This is a genomic window from Streptomyces sp. NPDC015242 (genome assembly GCF_043079125.1).
Taxonomy (GTDB): Bacteria; Actinomycetota; Actinomycetes; order Streptomycetales; family Streptomycetaceae; genus Streptomyces.
On the sequence record NZ_JBIBUF010000002.1, the window covers coordinates 815,301 to 830,387 of the forward strand.

Consider the following 15,087-nt stretch of genomic DNA (forward strand, 5'->3'; position numbering starts at 1 on the left):
GTACGCATGCGCGCACACCCCCCGGATCACGAAGTATGCCGAGGGGTGATCAGGCACTCAACAGATGAGAGGAGAGTAAGAAATTCGTCGGCCGACTGTTACACGGCCGCCGGAACTCCGTTACACGATCGCGGTGTTATGCACGAGTGTTCTCCTTGACGGAGATTCGGCCCCTGCGGAGGGTCGCCAGGCGCGGGGCCTTCTTCGCGAGGGCCGAGTCGTGGGTCACCATGACGAAAGTCAGCCCGAACTCCTCCCACATGCGCTCGAGCACGTCCATGACCTCGTCGCGCATCGACTCGTCGAGATTGCCGGTGGGTTCGTCGGCGAGCAGGACCTTCGGTTTCTTCACCAGGGCACGGGCGATGGCCACGCGCTGCTGCTGACCGCCGGACATCTCGCCGGGCAGATGGGAGAGGCGTTCGCCCAGGCCGACCGAATTCAGTGCCTCCGCGGCTTGTTCGCGCCGCTGTTTCGGCTTGACGCCGAGCGGGACGAGAGCCGTTTCGACGTTTTCCTGCGCGGTGAGCGTCGGGATCAGGTTGAAGGACTGGAAGACGAAACCGATGCTCTCGCTCCGCACACGGGTGAGTCGCGCCTCCGGCAGGGCGGCGAGATCCGTGCCGTCGAGGACGATCCGGCCGGACGTGGGGCGGTCCAGGCCGCCGAGCATCTGCAGCAGGGTGGATTTGCCGCCGCCGGTCGGGCCCTGGATGACCAGGCGGTCGCCGTCGGGGATGGTGAGGTCGATGCCGTCGAGGGCCTGCACGGTCTCCCTGGAACGGGTGTAGTGCTTGGTGACGGCGGTCAGTTCGTACACGCGGAACTCCTGGTCCTGGTGCTGGCTTCGGGTGCGGCGGGGGTGGGGGGCGTTACTCGACGCGCCGCAGGGCGTCCGCGGGGCGCAGCCGTGAGGCGCGCCAGCCGCCGAACGCGCCGGCGACCAGACCGCCCGTCACCGCCAGGCCGACCGCGAGGGCGATGGTCGCCGGGCTGACCGGTGCGGTGAGGGCGATGTCGAGCGTCCGCTGCGCCGCCGGTCCGCCCGGCCCGGCCCGGAAGCCCCCGAGGCCGCCAGCGGCGGCACCGCTCCCGCCCAGCTGCGCCTCCAGCGTGGGGCTCACGGCCGTCACGGCGTACGCGCCCGCCAGCCCGAGCGCGATGCCCAGCGCTCCGCCGGCCAGGCCGTTGACGACCGCCTCGCCGACCACCTGCCGGGTCACCCGGCCCGACGTCCACCCCAGCGCCTTGAGCGTGCCGAACTCGCGGACCCGGCGGGAGACCGCCGAGGACGTCAGCAGGCCCGCCACGAGGAACGCGGCCACGAGCACCACGACCGACAGCCACGTGCCCACGCTCGCGGCGAGGGAGGAGGCGGTGGACAGGGAGCCGGAGACGGTGTCCGCGAGGTCGGCGGAGGTGGTCACCGTCGTCCCCGGGATGTTCTTCCGGACCGTGGCCTTGACGCTCTCGATCCGCTGCGAGTCGGTGGCCTTCACATAGATCGTGGTGACCTTGTCCTTCGCGTCGGCCAGCGTCTGGGCCTGCTTCAGCGGGATGTAGAGGTCGGCGGCGGCGTCCCCGCTGTCGGCCGTGGCGATGCCGACGACCGTGAACTTCGTGTCCTTGACGGTGACCGTGGACCCGGTCCTGAGCTTCTTCTCCTTGGCGTACGCCGCGTCGGCCACGGCGACCTCGGCGCCGGTCTCGTCCGCCGCGAAGGCGCGGCCGCTGGTGATCCGGGAGGAGGTGAGCGGGCCGAGGGCCGGCTCGGTGACGTCGGTGCCGTAGACGGAGTAGCTGTTGACGTCGAAGTCGGCGCCGCCGCCCTCGACCCGGCCCTGCGGCGAGGGCTGCGCCCCGCCCGGACCGCCCCCCTGGCCGCCGCTGCCGTCCTGCTGGACGCGGCCGCGGGTGAACTCGCCGCTGACCTTGACGACCTGGAGGCTCAGCCCGCCCACCGCGTCCGCGACCCCGCTCTGCGCGGCCACCCGGTCCACGGTCGAGGCCGCCAGTGTCTGGAAGCCCTGCACCATGACGCGGTCGCTGCTCTGCTCGCCGCCGGAGCCGTCGTCCTGCGCGTCGAAGCGGAAGCGGGGCCGCTCGGTGCCGTCGGCGGCCGGTGCCGCGGCCTTGGTGACGGTCATGTCCGTGCCCAGCCCGTAGAGCGACTGGAGGACCTTGTCCTGCGCCTTGCCCATGCCGGCGGAGACGGAGGTGACGACGATGACCAGCGCGATGCCCAGCGCGAGTCCGGAGGCGACGACGAGAGCCGCCTTTCTGCGGCGGCGCAACTCGCGCCTCAGATAGGTGAAGAACATGGCGGCAAGCTAGGGACGGTCCGTGATGAGCGCTTGAGCCGCGCATAAGAGCCGGATGAGAAGCGGCGCGGAAGGCGCCGCCGGCAAAGGCCGGAAGCCGCCGCCCACCCCCGGCGAGAGGGCGGGCGGCGGCTTCCCGGTGTGCCGCCTGAGGACCGTCAGACGGCCGAACCGGCCTTCCAGTCGGCCCAGTTCATGTTCCAGCCGTTGAGGCCGTTGTCCGGCGCGATGGTCTTGTCGCCGGTGTTCTCGACGACGACCACGTCACCGAGGATCGAGTTGTCGAAGAACCAGGCGCCCGGCGTGTTCGGGTCGTCCGCGCCCTTGGCGTCCTGGAGGCCGACGCAGCCGTGGCTGGTGTTCGCGTTGCCGAAGATGGACTTCGCGCCCCAGTAGTTGCCGTGGATGAACGTGCCGGAGCTGGAGAGACGGATGGCGTGCGGCACGTCCTTGATGTCGTACTCGCCCTTGCCGTCGTCGTCCGTGAAGCCCACGGTCGCGCCGTTCATGCGCGTCTCCTTGAACTTCTCGGACATCACCATGACGCCCTCGTAGGTCTTGTTCTCCGGCGAGCCCGCGGAGATCGGGATCGTCCGGACGACCTTGCCGTCCTGCGTGACCTTCATCTGCTTGGTCTTCGCGTCGACGTAGGAGATCTGGTTCCGGCCGATCTTGAAGGTGACCGTCTTCTGCTGGACGCCGTAGACGCCCTCGGCGCCCTCGACGCCGTCGAGCGCGAGCTTCAGCGTGACGGTGGAGCCTTCCTTCCAGTAGTCCTCGGGACGGCAGTCCATGCGGTTGGCGCTGAACCAGTGGCAGGCGACCTCCTGGCCGCTGGTCGTGCTGACCGTGACGCCCTTCTGGACGGCTGCCTTGTTGGTGATCGCCTTGTCGAAGTTGATCGAGACCGGCATGCCGACGCCGACGGTGGTGCCGTCGTCCGGGGTGAAGTTGCCGATGAAGCTGTTGGCCGGGGAGACCGTGGTGAAGGAGGCGTTCTCGTGGGCGACGCGCCCGTCGGAGTCCTTGGCCTCCGCCGCCAGCTTGTAGGTGGTGGACCGCTCCAGCTGCGTGCTGGGCTTCCAGCTCTTCTTGTCGGCGGATATCTGACCGCTGACCTCGGTGCCGTCGGTGGTCGTCATCTTCACGGCCGTGAGCGTGCCCTTGCTCACGGTGACGGTGGCCGAGTTGTTGATCGAGGCGTTGTTCGAGCCGTCCTTGGGCGTGATCTTGATCTGGGCCTCGGAGGTCTTCTTGGCCGCGGCCTCGTCGACCTTCGACTGGGAGCTGTCGCCGCCGTCGCCGCCGGAGGCGCTGTCGTCGCCGCCGGAACAGGCCGAGAGCACCAGCACTCCGCCGAGCAGTGCGGACGCGACCGTCAGGCCCCTGCGCCGCTTACTGACCGTCATCACACGCTTCTCCATCGTTGCGATTTCCCCAAAACCCCGAGTCCCCCGTCACCGACCAAGTGCCCCCGTCGGGACGTGTGAGTCCCCGTCCGGAACGTTCAACGCTACGACCGGATCGTCCGGTTCCCCAGGCGGCGCAGGTGTGGGGATCACCACGTCCGTGACGGACGGGGCCGGCGGGACGGGTGGGGTCGTGCGCGGCATGAGACGCGCGGACCCCGGGCGGCGGTTGCCGCCCGGGGTCAGGAGATTCCCGCGCGGTCAGCCGTCGCTGTCGTCGTCGCCATCATCCTCGTCGAGGTCCCAGTCCGGTGCGTCGGGGTCGTAGTCGATCCGCTCGCTGCTCCAGGAGGCCTGCTGCAGCTCGACCCCCGGCACCTCACTGACCAGGTCGAACGGATCGACGAGGTAGGCGAGGGCCTCGGCGGTGTCTTCCGTCACAGCGCCCTCGGCGTGGGCCCGCTCCGCCTCCGGCATCCCGGCGTCGCCGGAGATCCGGCTCAGCGCGGACTTGGTGACCGCGTCGGGGTCGTCGATCTCGACGACGAGTTCCACCCGAAGCCGGACGAATCGTGATGTCTCTGGAGTGCTCATGGCGGGAGCGTACGGCCAAGGCCTCCTGTGACTTTCCCGTGACCCGCGCCTTTCACTAACATCGCCCCACACGGCCAATTCGCCGACGTCTCAAGGGGATCGATATTCCGTGTCATCCGCTCGCCGTCCGTTGCTGACCGCCACCGCAGCGGCGACCCTGCTGGGCGCCCTGTGGTTCGTTCCGTCCGCCAACGCGACGTCGGACTCGCCGGTGAGAGACGCGGTCTCGACGAGCCCGTCGCCGCAGGTCACGGAGCAGGCGCGGATCGCCGCCACGAGCGCGGACGCCTCCGTGCCGGGCACCCGCCTCGCCGACACCGGAAGCTTCGACAGCACGCCGTACGTGATCGGCGGGACCTTCTGCCTGACGCTGGGCGCCGGGTTCGTCGTGTACTCGGTCCGCCGGGAACGCCTCGGCCTGTGACCGCACTTGGCCTCCGGAGGGCGGGGCACGGCTGAAGGGCCCCGCCCGGCGGCAGGGCCCTCCTCCCGCCCGCCCCGCTACCGGAGCGGGCCGGTGACCGTCTCCACCGCCGCGAGCAGCCGCCCGTCGCGCACGAACGCGTCCGCGGCGGCCAGGTCGGGCGCCAGGTACCGGTCCGGGCCGGGACCACGGACCCCCGCCTCCCGCGCGGCGTCGATCACCGCCTGAGTGGCGGGCGCCGGGGTCAGCCCCTCGCGCAGTTCGATGGCGCGGGTGGCGGCGTACAGCTCGACGGCGAGGACGCGGGTGAGGTTGTCGACGGCCGTGCGCAGTTTGCGCGCCGCCGACCAGCCCATGGACACGTGGTCCTCCTGCATCGCCGAGGACGGGATCGAGTCGGCGGACGCCGGCACGGCGAGCCGCTTCAACTCGCTCACCAGCGCGGCCTGCGTGTACTGGGCGATCATCAGGCCCGAGTCCACACCGGCGTCGTCGGCGAGGAACGGCGGCAGGCCGTGGCTGCGGTTCTTGTCGAGCAGCCGGTCGGTGCGCCGCTCGGCGATGGAGCCGAGGTCGGCGGCGGCGATGGCGAGGAAGTCGAGCACGTAGGCGACGGGCGCCCCGTGGAAGTTGCCGTTGGACTCCACCCGGCCGTCGGGCAGCACGACGGGGTTGTCCACGGCCGAGGCCAGCTCCCGCTCGGCGACCAGCCGGGCGTGGGCCAGGGTGTCCCGCCCGGCCCCGGCCACCTGCGGGGCGCAGCGCACCGAGTAGGCGTCCTGGACGCGCGGGGCGTCGTCCTGGTGATGGCCGGTCAGACCCGAACCCTTCAGCACGGCCAGCATGTTGGCGGCGCTGGCGGCCTGGCCCGGGTGCGGCCGGATGGCGTGCAGCTCGGGGGCGAGGACCTTGTCGGTGCCGAGCAGCGCCTCCAGCGACAGCGCGGCCGTGACGTCGGCGGAGCGGTAGAGCCTGTCCAGGTCGGCCAGGGCCATGACCAGCATGCCGAGCATGCCGTCGGTGCCGTTGAGGAGGGCGAGCCCCTCCTTCTCGCGCAGTTCGACCGGCTGGATGCCGTGGGCGGCGAGCAGTTCGGCGGCCGGGCGCACGGTGCCGTCGGGGCCCTCGGCGTCGCCCTCGCCCATGAGCGCGAGCGCGCAGTGGGACAGCGGGGCGAGGTCGCCGGAGCAGCCGAGGGAGCCGTACTCGTGCACGACCGGGGTGATCCCGGCGTTGAGCAGGCCGGCCATGGTCCGCGCGACCTCGGGGCGCACGCCGGTGTGCCCGGAGCAGACGGTCTTCAGACGCAGGAACATCAGGGCGCGCACGACCTCGCGCTCGACCCGGGGGCCCATGCCGGCGGCGTGCGAGCGGACGATGTTGCGCTGGAGCTGCGCGCGCAGCCCGGGGCTGATGTGCCGGGTCGCCAGGGCGCCGAAGCCGGTGCTCACGCCGTACACGGGGTCGGGCTTGGCCGCCAGCGCGTCCACGATCTCGCGGGCCGCGGCGAGGGCGGCCAGGGCCTCCTCGGAGAGCTCGACGCGGGCGCCGCCGCGCGCCACGGCGAGCACGTCGGACGCGGTGACCCCGGACGTCCCCACCACCACAGTGTGCATATCCATATTCAGGAGCGTACGCAGTGAATTCGATGATGTCACCACTGGGGACGGCGTTCGCCCCTTACCGAATGCGTCACACCGCCCGGGGCCGCCGGAACCTCCGGGCGGTCGTCAGGGCGCGTGCCGGCCGCGGAAGCGCCGGCGCTCGCCGCCCGCCTCCCGGGACGGCTCGTCCGCGAGCCGCACCACGGGGTCGTCGGGCCCGGCCCGCCCGGCGACGACCGGGCGGCCGGCCCGCTCGGCCTTGGCCCGGTACTGGGCGGCGTCGGCGAGCCGGAAGAGCCGGCGGGCCGACCGTACGGTCCCGATCGGGTCCTCGGTGGAGGCGACACCGCACGCCACACCGTCCCCGAGCTCCAACTCCGCCGCCCTGCGGCACAGTTCCCCGGCCGCCTTGACGACCTGGTCCGCGGGCGGCCCCACCGCCAGCAGGCAGAACTCGTCCCCGCCGAGCCGCGCCGCGAGCGCCCCGGGCAGCATGGCCCCGCACAGCGACAGCACCGAGCCGAACCGCTCCAGGAGCCGGTCGCCCGCCGCGTGCCCGTGGGTGTCGTTGACCCGCTTGAGCCCGTTCAGATCGCAGACGACGAGGCTGACGACGGCGCCCTCCCTGCGGTGCCGCTCGATGGCCTGTTCCAGGCGTACGTCGACGGCACGGCGGTTGGCGAGCCCGGTGAGGGAGTCGGTGAAGGCGAGCCGCCGGGCCTCCTCCAGACGCTCGGTCTGGGCGATGCCGGCGGCCACGACGGAGGCCAGGACGGTGGCGAAGTCGGCGTCGGCCCGCCCGAAGACGGGCTCGCCCACCGGCCGGGCCACGTACAGCTCGCCCCAGGCCCTGCCGTGCAGCACGATCGGCGCGACGACACAGCAGCCGCGGCCGCGCCGCCGCAGGGCCGCCACCCGCTGGTGGCAGTACCCGGGCTGCCCCGCGGCGGGCCCCTCGGCCGTCTCCACCCACGCGTCGGGCTCGCCGCCGCCCGCCCACTGCTCGTGCAGGAACTCGGTGATCTCGGCGAACTGGTGCACCGGGTAGGCCTCGTCCTCCGGGAACTCCTCCTCGCCCTCGGCCAGCTCCCCGACGTTCACCAGGACCTTCAGCCGCCCGAGCTCCCGCTCCCAGACCGACAGTGCCGCGAAGCTGCCGCCCAGCGCCCGGCAGGCCCCCGAGGCCGCCGCACGCCACGCCTCACGCAGTCCGTGCGCGGCCGCCATCCCCTGAGCCAACGCGACGACGGCCGCCAGCCGTCTGTCCTCACCCATCACCCCAGGCTAGGGAGTTTTCGGCCAATCCGTTCTGTTGACGGGGCGAACGGGGAGAGCCGGGGGTTCACACGGGACGGGCGGTGTTCACAGCCACCGGCCCGCCCCCGGCCCCTACTCCCCGGGCCACTCCGGCTTGCGGCGTTCGTTGAACGCGGCGACGCCCTCCGCCCGGTCCCCGGAGAAGGCCGTGGCCCGCCACGCCGCGTCCTCGACCTCCAGCCCGGCCCGCAGGTCCAGCCCCTGCCCCAGGCGCAGGGCCCGCTTCGCCGCCCGCAGGCCCACCGGCGAGTTGCCGGCGATCCGGGTGGCCAGGGCCAGCGCCTCCTCCCGGTCGCGCCCCTCCTCCACCACGTGGTCCACCAGCCCCAACTCGCCCGCCTCCGCGGCCTCCACCCGCCGTGCGGAGAAGATCAGCTCGGCGGCCCGTGCCGCCCCGACCCGGCGCGGCAGCAACTGCGTCCCGCCGCCGCCGGGGATCACCCCGACCGACACCTCGGGCAGCCCCACCACGGCCGTCCGGTCCGCCACGATCACGTCGCACGCCAGCGCCAGTTCGAAGCCCCCGCCCAGCGCGAAACCGTGCACCGCGGCGACCGTCGGCACCGGCAGCTCCAGCACGCCGGTGTACGCCCCGCGGGTCACGGGCCGCTGCCGCAGCAGATCCGCGTCGCTGAACGCGTTGCGCTCCTTCAGGTCGGCCCCCACGCAGAAGGCCCGCTCGTGCGTCGAGGTCAGGACGACCGCCCGCACGTCCCGGTCCTCCCCCAGCGCCGCGCACGCCCCGGAGATCGACCGCGCCATCTCCGTGGACACCGCGTTCATGGCCTTGGGGCGGTCGAGGACGAGCTCCGCGACATGCCCCGGCCCGTGCCGCCGCACCAGCACGAACTCCCCGAACCGTTCCTCACTCATGACACCCTCCGGTTAACGCGGGTTAACAAGATCCGACGCTCAGATCATCGCAGCCGCACCCCGCCCGTGAAAGAGCGGACGCGACCGGTTCCCACCTCGGCCCGTCCACCCGTTCGAGTGACATCCCCCCAACTCCGCCCCCACCGCCCAAGGGAGCGCATAACGTGCGTCCGCCATGGCGCACAGGGGGTGCGTGCGCATCGGGGAGGAACCATGGGGACGACGGACACGCCGGCGAGGCCGCAGCAGGACACCAGGGCCACACGGCCCGGCCGGCGGGAGCCCGCCGCGCCCCACGAGCCGTCCCCGGCGGGAACCGGCCCCTGCGCCCCACGCCCCCGCGGCCGTCACCGCAAGCCCCGCCCCCGCAAGGTCCTGCTCGCCGCCGGTGGCCTCGCCCTGGCCGCGGGCGCCCTGAGCCTCGTACGCCTGACGTCGGGAGCCGGCTCCGACGGCGTCGGCACCGTCGAGGCCGGGCCGCGCCCGGACCCGGTCGTCTCCGGCACGGACGACTCCCCCGGCCGGGCGGCGGCCCCTCCGGCCGGGCCCGGGGCGAGCCCTTCGTCGCCCACGGCCCTCGGCGGCCTCACCCCGTCACCGGTCACCCGGGCCGCACAGCCCTCCGGGACCGCCCCGGCCGCCGGATCCGGCCGGGTCCCGGACCCGGCCACGACCACGGCCACCCGGCCCGGCACCACGGCCCGGCCCGGCCCGGCGGACCCCCCGGCTGCCCCGCCCCGGGGCGAGGGCCCGCGCCCGGCACCGACCGCGCCCGCACCGCCGAGTCGGGGCACCCCCACCGCGGCACCCGCGCCGGAGCGGCCCGACGAGCCGGACGAGCCGCGCCCGCCGCAGGATCCGGATCTGTGCGTGCCGGTCATCGGCCTGTGCGTGGACTCGCCGGCCGGCCTCCGCTGAGGCCCCGGACGGCGCACCGAGCGGCTACGGCGCCGCGTCGCGCCGCGTGAGCAGCCAGGGCTCGACCACGCCGAGCCCGCGCACCGGCCGCTGCCACATCGGCTGCAGCGCGAACCGGTACGACGGCGGCTCCTCGCCCTCCTTCTCCGCCGCGGCGGCCTCCTCGGCCGCCTCCGCCTCGGAGGCCGGGGCGTCCTGCGTGCGGATCAGCTCCTCGGCGAACGCGGAGTCGACGAGGACGGCGTCCTTCGGCGCTATCGAGGTGAGCCGGGAGGCCAGGTTCACGGTCGTGCCGAAGACATCACCCATTCGGGTGGTGACCGTGCCGAACGCCATGCCGACGCGCAGTTCCGGCATCGTCTCGTCGTGCGCCATCGTCTCGATCAGCCGCAGGGCGATCTCGGCGGCCGTGCCCGCGTCGTCGGCGGCGTACAGCACCTCGTCGCCGAGCGTCTTGATCAGCCGTCCGCCGTTGGCGGCCACCAGGTCGGCGGCCGTGGTCTCGAAGGCCTCGACCAGCTCGCCGAGCTCCTCCTCCTCCATCCGGCGGGTCAGCCGCGTGAATCCGACCAGGTCGGCGAAGCCGACGGCCAGCCGCCGGTCGACCATCTCCTCGTCGTCGGCGGCCTGCACGACCCGTCCGGCCGAGGCCGCGAGCTGCCGCCGCCAGACGTAGACCAGGAACTCCTCCAGCTCCGGCAGGAGCAGCTCGACGATCGGGTAGGTCACCTCGGTGCGGGTCATGCCCGGCTCGGGCGGCTCGGTCAGGCCCTCCAGGAAGGAGTCGATCTGCCACTCGGCGAGCCGCGCGGTGGTCTGCCCGGTGGAGCGGGCCACCTGGACGGCCATCGCCTCGCTCAGCAGCCCGGCCTCGACCAGGCCCGCCAGGCGCCGCAGCGCGAGGACGTCGGCCTCGGTCAGCGCCTTGGCCTGGCCGATGTCGGCGAATCCCATGGCCCGCCAGAAGCGGGAGGCCAGTTCCATGGAGACGCCGGCGCTGCGAGCCGCCTGGAAAGGGGTGTAGCGGCGCTCGGCACCCAGGATGAGCTGTTCCAGCCGCAGGGCGAGCGGATCCTCGCCGGGGTCGGCGCCCTGCGCGTCCGTGCCGGAGCCCGAGTCGTCGACGGTCACGCGTGCTGCCCTTCCGATCTGTCACGGTCATGTATCGACCGGCCTCAACTCTACGGCAGGTGTGCGCCAGCTCACTCCGTCAGGTTCAGCCGATGGGTGAGGCGCCCGGCGTCGCAGGAAACGCGACGTCCGCGCCGCCTCCCTGCCTCAGCTCACGCCGGCCTCAGGTGCACGATGTCCCCGGCGCCCACCGGCTCCTGCACCCCTTCCTCCGTCGCCAGCACCAGCCGTCCGTCCCCGTCCACGGCCACCGCTTCCCCGACCACGGCCCGGTCCCCCGGCAACTCCGCCCGCACCACCCTCCCGAGCGTCGCGCACCCGGCGGCATATGCCTCCTGCAACCCGCTCACGCCCGGGTCGCCCCCGGCCGCGCGCCACTTGCCGTACCACTCCTCCAGGGAGCGCAGCACACCGCGCAGCAGCGGGTCCCGGTCCGTGCTCACGGCCCCGGCCAGGGCCAGCGACCCCGCCGTCGGCACCGGCAGCTCGTCCGCCTTCAGGGTGACGTTGATGCCCACCCCGATCACGACTCCGTCGTCACCGGCCCGCTCGGCGAGGATCCCGCCGGCCTTGCGCTCCTCGCCCCCCACGGTGACCAGCAGGTCGTTCGGCCACTTCAGCGCCGTGTCGACGCCCGCCGCCCGCGCCAGCCCCGTCGCCACCGCCACCCCCGTGAGCAGCGGCAGCCACCCCCAGCGGGCCACCGGCACCTCGCCCGGCGTGAGCAGCACGGAGAAGAAGAGGCCGGAGCGCGCGGGCGCGGTCCACTGCCGGTCGAGACGCCCGCGCCCGGCGGTCTGCTCCTCGGCGACCAGTACGGCCCCCTCCACGGCCTCACCCCCGGCCGCCCGGGAGACCAGGTCGGAGTTGGTCGAGCCGGTGCGCTGGACGACCTCCACCCCCGACCACAGCCCTCCCTCCCGCACCAGGCCCCGGCGCAGGGCGGTGACGTTGAGGGGCGGCCGGTCCAAATCGGACCAGCGGCTTCCGTTGGGCTCTGATGCATCTCGCGGCGTCATGCAAGCCACCCTAGGTGTGGTAAACGCCGCACTGCCGATGTGGAGGGCCCCCACTACTCTACGGATGAGTAACCGTCCCCCCTTTTGAGCAGGCAGGGAGCCGCATCCCGATGTCCGAGCCGGAAGAGCAGCAGCAGCCTGACATTCACACGACCGCGGGCAAACTCGCGGATCTGAAGCGCCGCATCGACGAGGCGACGCACGCCGGCTCCGCACGCGCCGTGGAGAAGCAGCACGCCAAGGGCAAGCTGACGGCCCGTGAGCGGATCGAGCTCCTGCTCGACGAGGGCTCGTTCGTCGAGCTCGACGAGTTCGCCCGGCACCGCTCCACCAACTTCGGCCTCGACAGGAACCGCCCCTACGGCGACGGCGTCGTCACCGGGTACGGCACCGTCGACGGCCGCCCGGTCGCCGTGTTCTCGCAGGACTTCACCGTCTTCGGCGGCGCGCTGGGCGAGGTCTACGGGCAGAAGATCGTCAAGGTCATGGACTTCGCGCTGAAGACCGGCTGCCCGGTCATCGGCATCAACGACTCCGGTGGCGCCCGCATCCAGGAGGGTGTCGCCTCCCTCGGCGCCTACGGCGAGATCTTCCGCCGCAACACCCACGCCTCCGGCGTCATCCCGCAGATCAGTCTGGTCGTCGGGCCGTGCGCGGGCGGCGCGGTCTACTCCCCGGCCATCACCGACTTCACGGTCATGGTCGACCAGACCTCGCACATGTTCATCACCGGCCCCGACGTCATCAAGACCGTCACCGGCGAGGACGTCGGCTTCGAGGAGCTGGGCGGCGCCCGCACCCACAACGCGACCTCGGGCGTGGCCCACCACATGGCGGGCGACGAGAAGGACGCGATCGAGTACGTCAAGCAGCTGCTGTCGTACCTGCCGTCCAACAACCTCTCCGAGCCGCCCTCCTTCCCCGAGGAGGCGGACCTGGAGGTCACGGACGAGGACCGCGAGCTGGACACGATCGTCCCGGACAGCGCGAACCAGCCGTACGACATGCACGCGGTGATCGAGCACGTCCTGGACGACGCCGAGTTCTTCGAGACGCAGCCGCTGTACGCGCCGAACATCGTCACCGGCTTCGGCCGGGTCGAGGGCCGGCCGGTCGGTGTGGTCGCCAACCAGCCGATGCAGTTCGCCGGCTGCCTGGACATCAAGGCCAGCGAGAAGGCGGCCCGCTTCGTGCGGACCTGCGACGCCTTCAACGTCCCGGTGCTCACCTTCGTCGACGTCCCCGGCTTCCTGCCGGGCGTGGACCAGGAGCACGACGGCATCATCCGCCGCGGCGCCAAGCTGATCTACGCCTACGCCGAGGCGACCGTCCCGCTCATCACGGTCATCACCCGCAAGGCCTTCGGCGGCGCCTACGACGTCATGGGCTCCAAGCACCTGGGCGCGGACCTCAACCTCGCCTGGCCCACCGCCCAGATCGCCGTCATGGGCGCCCAGGGCGCGGTGAACATCCTGCACCGCCGCACCCTCGCGGAGGCCGAGGCGAACGGCGAGGACCTGGAGGCGGTGCGGGCCCGGCTGATCCAGGAGTACGAGGACACCCTCCTCAACCCCTACGTCGCGGCCGAGCGCGGTTACGTCGACGCGGTGATCCTGCCGTCCGAGACCCGCCGGCACGTCGTGCGGGGCCTGCGTCAACTGCGCACCAAGCGGGAATCCCTACCTCCGAAGAAGCACGGCAACATCCCCCTCTAGCCACCAGGAGCCCATATGACGATCAAGGTCGTACGGGGCAACCCGACCCCGGAGGAGCTGGCCGCCGCCCTGGCGGTGGTGAGGGCCCGCGCCGCGGCGGCGGCCGCCACGCCGCCCGGCGCGCCGACGCCCCGCGACTCCTGGTCCGACCCCTCCCGTGTCGCCGCCCACCGCCTGCCCCGGCCGGGGCCGTCGGCCTGGGGCCGTACGTACTGGCCGGCCTGAGATCTCAGGCGCGCGGGGAAACCGCGCACGGCGCAATCAAGGCGGGGCGCCGATTTGAGTACCCCTACTCAGGCGCCCCGCCCCGCCAGGCCGCACGCTGGACTCATGCTGTGGTCCGACCCCGAGAACGAACCGCCCGAGGAACTGCGGGACATGCAGGGCATGCTGCGGCGGCTGAGCGTTCTCCTGGCCCTGGCCATGGTGCTGGTGATGCTCGTGATCGGTGTGAGGTGAGGGAGTCCCGCACCGCCGATACGCTGAACGCATGACAGATCAGCCGCGCCGCCGACTCGTCCTCGCCTCCCAGTCCCCCGCCCGGCTCGGCCTGCTGCGCCAGGCCGGTCTCGCCCCCGAGGTGATCGTGAGCGGGGTCGACGAGGACGCCGTCACCGCCCCCACCCCCGCCGACCTGGCGCTCGCCCTCGCCGAGGCGAAGGCCTCGGTCGTCGCGGCCCGTCCGGACGTCAAGGGTGCCCTGGTGATCGGCTGCGACTCCGTGCTCGACCTGGACGGCCGGGCCCTCGGCAAGCCCGCCGACGCCGAGGAGGCCACCGCCCGCTGGAAGAACATGCGCGGCCGCGCCGGCACCCTGCAGACCGGCCACTGCGTCTACGACACGCGGACCGGCCGCTACGTCTCCGCCACGGCGTCCACGGTGGTCCACTTCGGTGAGCCCACCGACGAGGAGATCGCCGCCTACGTGGCCTCCGGCGAACCCCTCTACGTCGCCGGGGCGTTCACCCTGGACGGCCGCTCGGCCCCGTTCATCGACGGCATCGACGGCGACCACGGCAACGTCATCGGCATCAGCCTGCCCCTGGTCCGCCGGCTGCTGGCGGAACTGGGCGTCGGCATCACGGAGTTGTGGGCGCCGCCGGAGAAGTGACCGGGGAGCCGGCCGGGCGGTCGTAGGTCATCAGCAGCAGCACGATCGCGGCGAGCACCAGCACCATGAACAGGAACGCCGGCCAGCCGACCAACCCCCAGGTGAAGGCGCCCAGCAGCGCGTGCACGACCGCCGCGCTGATCAGCAGCACCCGCCCGAAGCCCGCCGGGGGCCGGTCGCGCACCGCCACGAGCAGCGCGACCAGGCCGCACAGGGCGAAGTAGAGGCCGAAGGCGATCCCGCCGATCTTCGACGACACCGACATCATGTGCGGGTCGAGCCCGGCCAGCGACATGTCCTGGCGGTCGACGACGACCCCCAGGAACCAGTTGAGCGCCGCGATGCCGAACGCCTCGGCGAACAGCACCACCGCCACGACCCACGCCACCGGCCTGCGCACCACCGCGCCCACCCTCTTCCGTTCGGGACAGCGCGAAGGCTACTAACGGGTAAACCCAGGGACAAGGGTCCGGTGGCGGGCAAAGAATCATTGGGCCATTCGTAGGGACTCCACAAAGAAACGGAGTGGCCCGCAGCACGTGATGACAGAGACCTTGACCACAGGGGACGGCTAGGGTTTCCCGGAGGAGCACTGCGTTCTGCGGTGCGACAAGGGATTTCGCGGGTCGAGCGAGCCTCGCATCACGCTCC

Annotated in this window: 16 protein-coding genes; 6 read left to right on the forward strand and 10 right to left on the reverse strand. The window is 72.6% G+C overall.

Annotated elements, in window-relative coordinates; all coding sequences use genetic code 11:
- Positions 1-136: 136 nt before the first annotated feature.
- The 4 genes from ACF07N_RS09140 to ACF07N_RS09155 form a co-directional block, all read right to left on the reverse strand.
- A complete protein-coding gene (locus ACF07N_RS09140) occupies positions 137-820 on the reverse strand; it encodes an ABC transporter ATP-binding protein (protein WP_392110166.1) in 684 nt (227 codons plus the stop codon).
- 52 nt (positions 821-872) lie between these two features.
- The gene (locus tag ACF07N_RS09145; protein ID WP_392110169.1) at positions 873-2,321 is read right to left on the reverse strand and encodes an ABC transporter permease; all 1,449 of its coding nucleotides are present in this window, start codon (positions 2,319-2,321) and stop codon (positions 873-875) included.
- 158 nt (positions 2,322-2,479) lie between these two features.
- Positions 2,480-3,730, reverse strand: a complete 1,251-nt coding sequence (locus ACF07N_RS09150) for an Ig-like domain-containing protein (RefSeq protein ID WP_392110172.1) — start codon at positions 3,728-3,730, stop codon at positions 2,480-2,482.
- Positions 3,731-3,991: 261 nt separating this feature from the next.
- Positions 3,992-4,324, reverse strand: a complete 333-nt coding sequence (locus ACF07N_RS09155; RefSeq protein WP_383337152.1) for a hypothetical protein — start codon at positions 4,322-4,324, stop codon at positions 3,992-3,994.
- A gap of 109 nt (positions 4,325-4,433) precedes the next feature.
- On the opposite strand from ACF07N_RS09155, the gene ACF07N_RS09160 reads away from it, so the two are divergent.
- A complete protein-coding gene (locus tag ACF07N_RS09160; RefSeq protein ID WP_383324653.1) occupies positions 4,434-4,748 on the forward strand; it encodes a hypothetical protein in 315 nt (104 codons plus the stop codon).
- 77 nt (positions 4,749-4,825) lie between these two features.
- Here the strand turns inward: ACF07N_RS09160 and hutH are convergent, their stop codons facing one another.
- The 3 genes from hutH to ACF07N_RS09175 all read right to left on the reverse strand — a co-directional run bounded on the left by hutH (position 4,826) and on the right by ACF07N_RS09175 (position 8,542).
- A complete protein-coding gene (hutH, locus tag ACF07N_RS09165) occupies positions 4,826-6,364 on the reverse strand; it encodes a histidine ammonia-lyase (RefSeq protein ID WP_392111098.1) in 1,539 nt (512 codons plus the stop codon).
- A gap of 114 nt (positions 6,365-6,478) precedes the next feature.
- Positions 6,479-7,627 (reverse strand): diguanylate cyclase domain-containing protein, encoded by a 1,149-nt coding sequence (locus ACF07N_RS09170; protein WP_383324655.1) that lies wholly within the window; start codon positions 7,625-7,627, stop codon positions 6,479-6,481.
- 114 nt (positions 7,628-7,741) lie between these two features.
- Positions 7,742-8,542: an enoyl-CoA hydratase/isomerase family protein gene (locus tag ACF07N_RS09175; RefSeq protein ID WP_383337150.1), complete on the reverse strand. Its 801-nt coding sequence runs from the start codon at positions 8,540-8,542 to the stop codon at positions 7,742-7,744.
- A gap of 213 nt (positions 8,543-8,755) precedes the next feature.
- On the opposite strand from ACF07N_RS09175, the gene ACF07N_RS09180 reads away from it, so the two are divergent.
- A complete protein-coding gene (locus ACF07N_RS09180; RefSeq protein ID WP_392110177.1) occupies positions 8,756-9,460 on the forward strand; it encodes a hypothetical protein in 705 nt (234 codons plus the stop codon).
- Positions 9,461-9,484: 24 nt separating this feature from the next.
- Here the strand turns inward: ACF07N_RS09180 and ACF07N_RS09185 are convergent, their stop codons facing one another.
- Positions 9,485-10,591: an adenylate/guanylate cyclase domain-containing protein gene (locus ACF07N_RS09185; RefSeq protein ID WP_383324664.1), complete on the reverse strand. Its 1,107-nt coding sequence runs from the start codon at positions 10,589-10,591 to the stop codon at positions 9,485-9,487.
- Between the two features lie 152 nt (positions 10,592-10,743).
- A complete protein-coding gene (locus ACF07N_RS09190) occupies positions 10,744-11,610 on the reverse strand; it encodes a biotin--[acetyl-CoA-carboxylase] ligase (protein WP_383324667.1) in 867 nt (288 codons plus the stop codon).
- A 110-nt stretch (positions 11,611-11,720) separates the two neighbouring features.
- On the opposite strand from ACF07N_RS09190, the gene ACF07N_RS09195 reads away from it, so the two are divergent.
- From ACF07N_RS09195 to ACF07N_RS09210, 4 genes are all read left to right on the forward strand, one after another.
- Positions 11,721-13,325, forward strand: coding sequence for an acyl-CoA carboxylase subunit beta (locus tag ACF07N_RS09195; RefSeq protein ID WP_392110181.1), 1,605 nt, complete (start codon positions 11,721-11,723; stop codon positions 13,323-13,325).
- Positions 13,326-13,340: 15 nt separating this feature from the next.
- On the forward strand, positions 13,341-13,550 hold the full coding sequence (locus ACF07N_RS09200) for an acyl-CoA carboxylase epsilon subunit (protein WP_392110184.1): 210 nt from the start codon (positions 13,341-13,343) through the stop codon (positions 13,548-13,550).
- Between the two features lie 105 nt (positions 13,551-13,655).
- Complete coding sequence (gene mmpB, locus ACF07N_RS09205; RefSeq protein WP_094054986.1) at positions 13,656-13,784, forward strand: morphogenic membrane protein MmpB; 129 nt, start codon at positions 13,656-13,658, stop codon at positions 13,782-13,784.
- Between the two features lie 31 nt (positions 13,785-13,815).
- Positions 13,816-14,436 carry a Maf family protein gene (locus ACF07N_RS09210; protein ID WP_392110188.1) on the forward strand — a complete coding sequence of 207 codons (621 nt, stop codon included), beginning with the start codon at positions 13,816-13,818 and terminating at the stop codon, positions 14,434-14,436.
- Here the strand turns inward: ACF07N_RS09210 and ACF07N_RS09215 are convergent.
- On the reverse strand, positions 14,405-14,839 hold the full coding sequence (locus ACF07N_RS09215) for a hypothetical protein (RefSeq protein ID WP_392110191.1): 435 nt from the start codon (positions 14,837-14,839) through the stop codon (positions 14,405-14,407). The two genes, ACF07N_RS09210 and ACF07N_RS09215, sit on opposite strands and share 32 nt — an antisense overlap.
- Positions 14,840-15,087 lie beyond the last annotated feature (248 nt).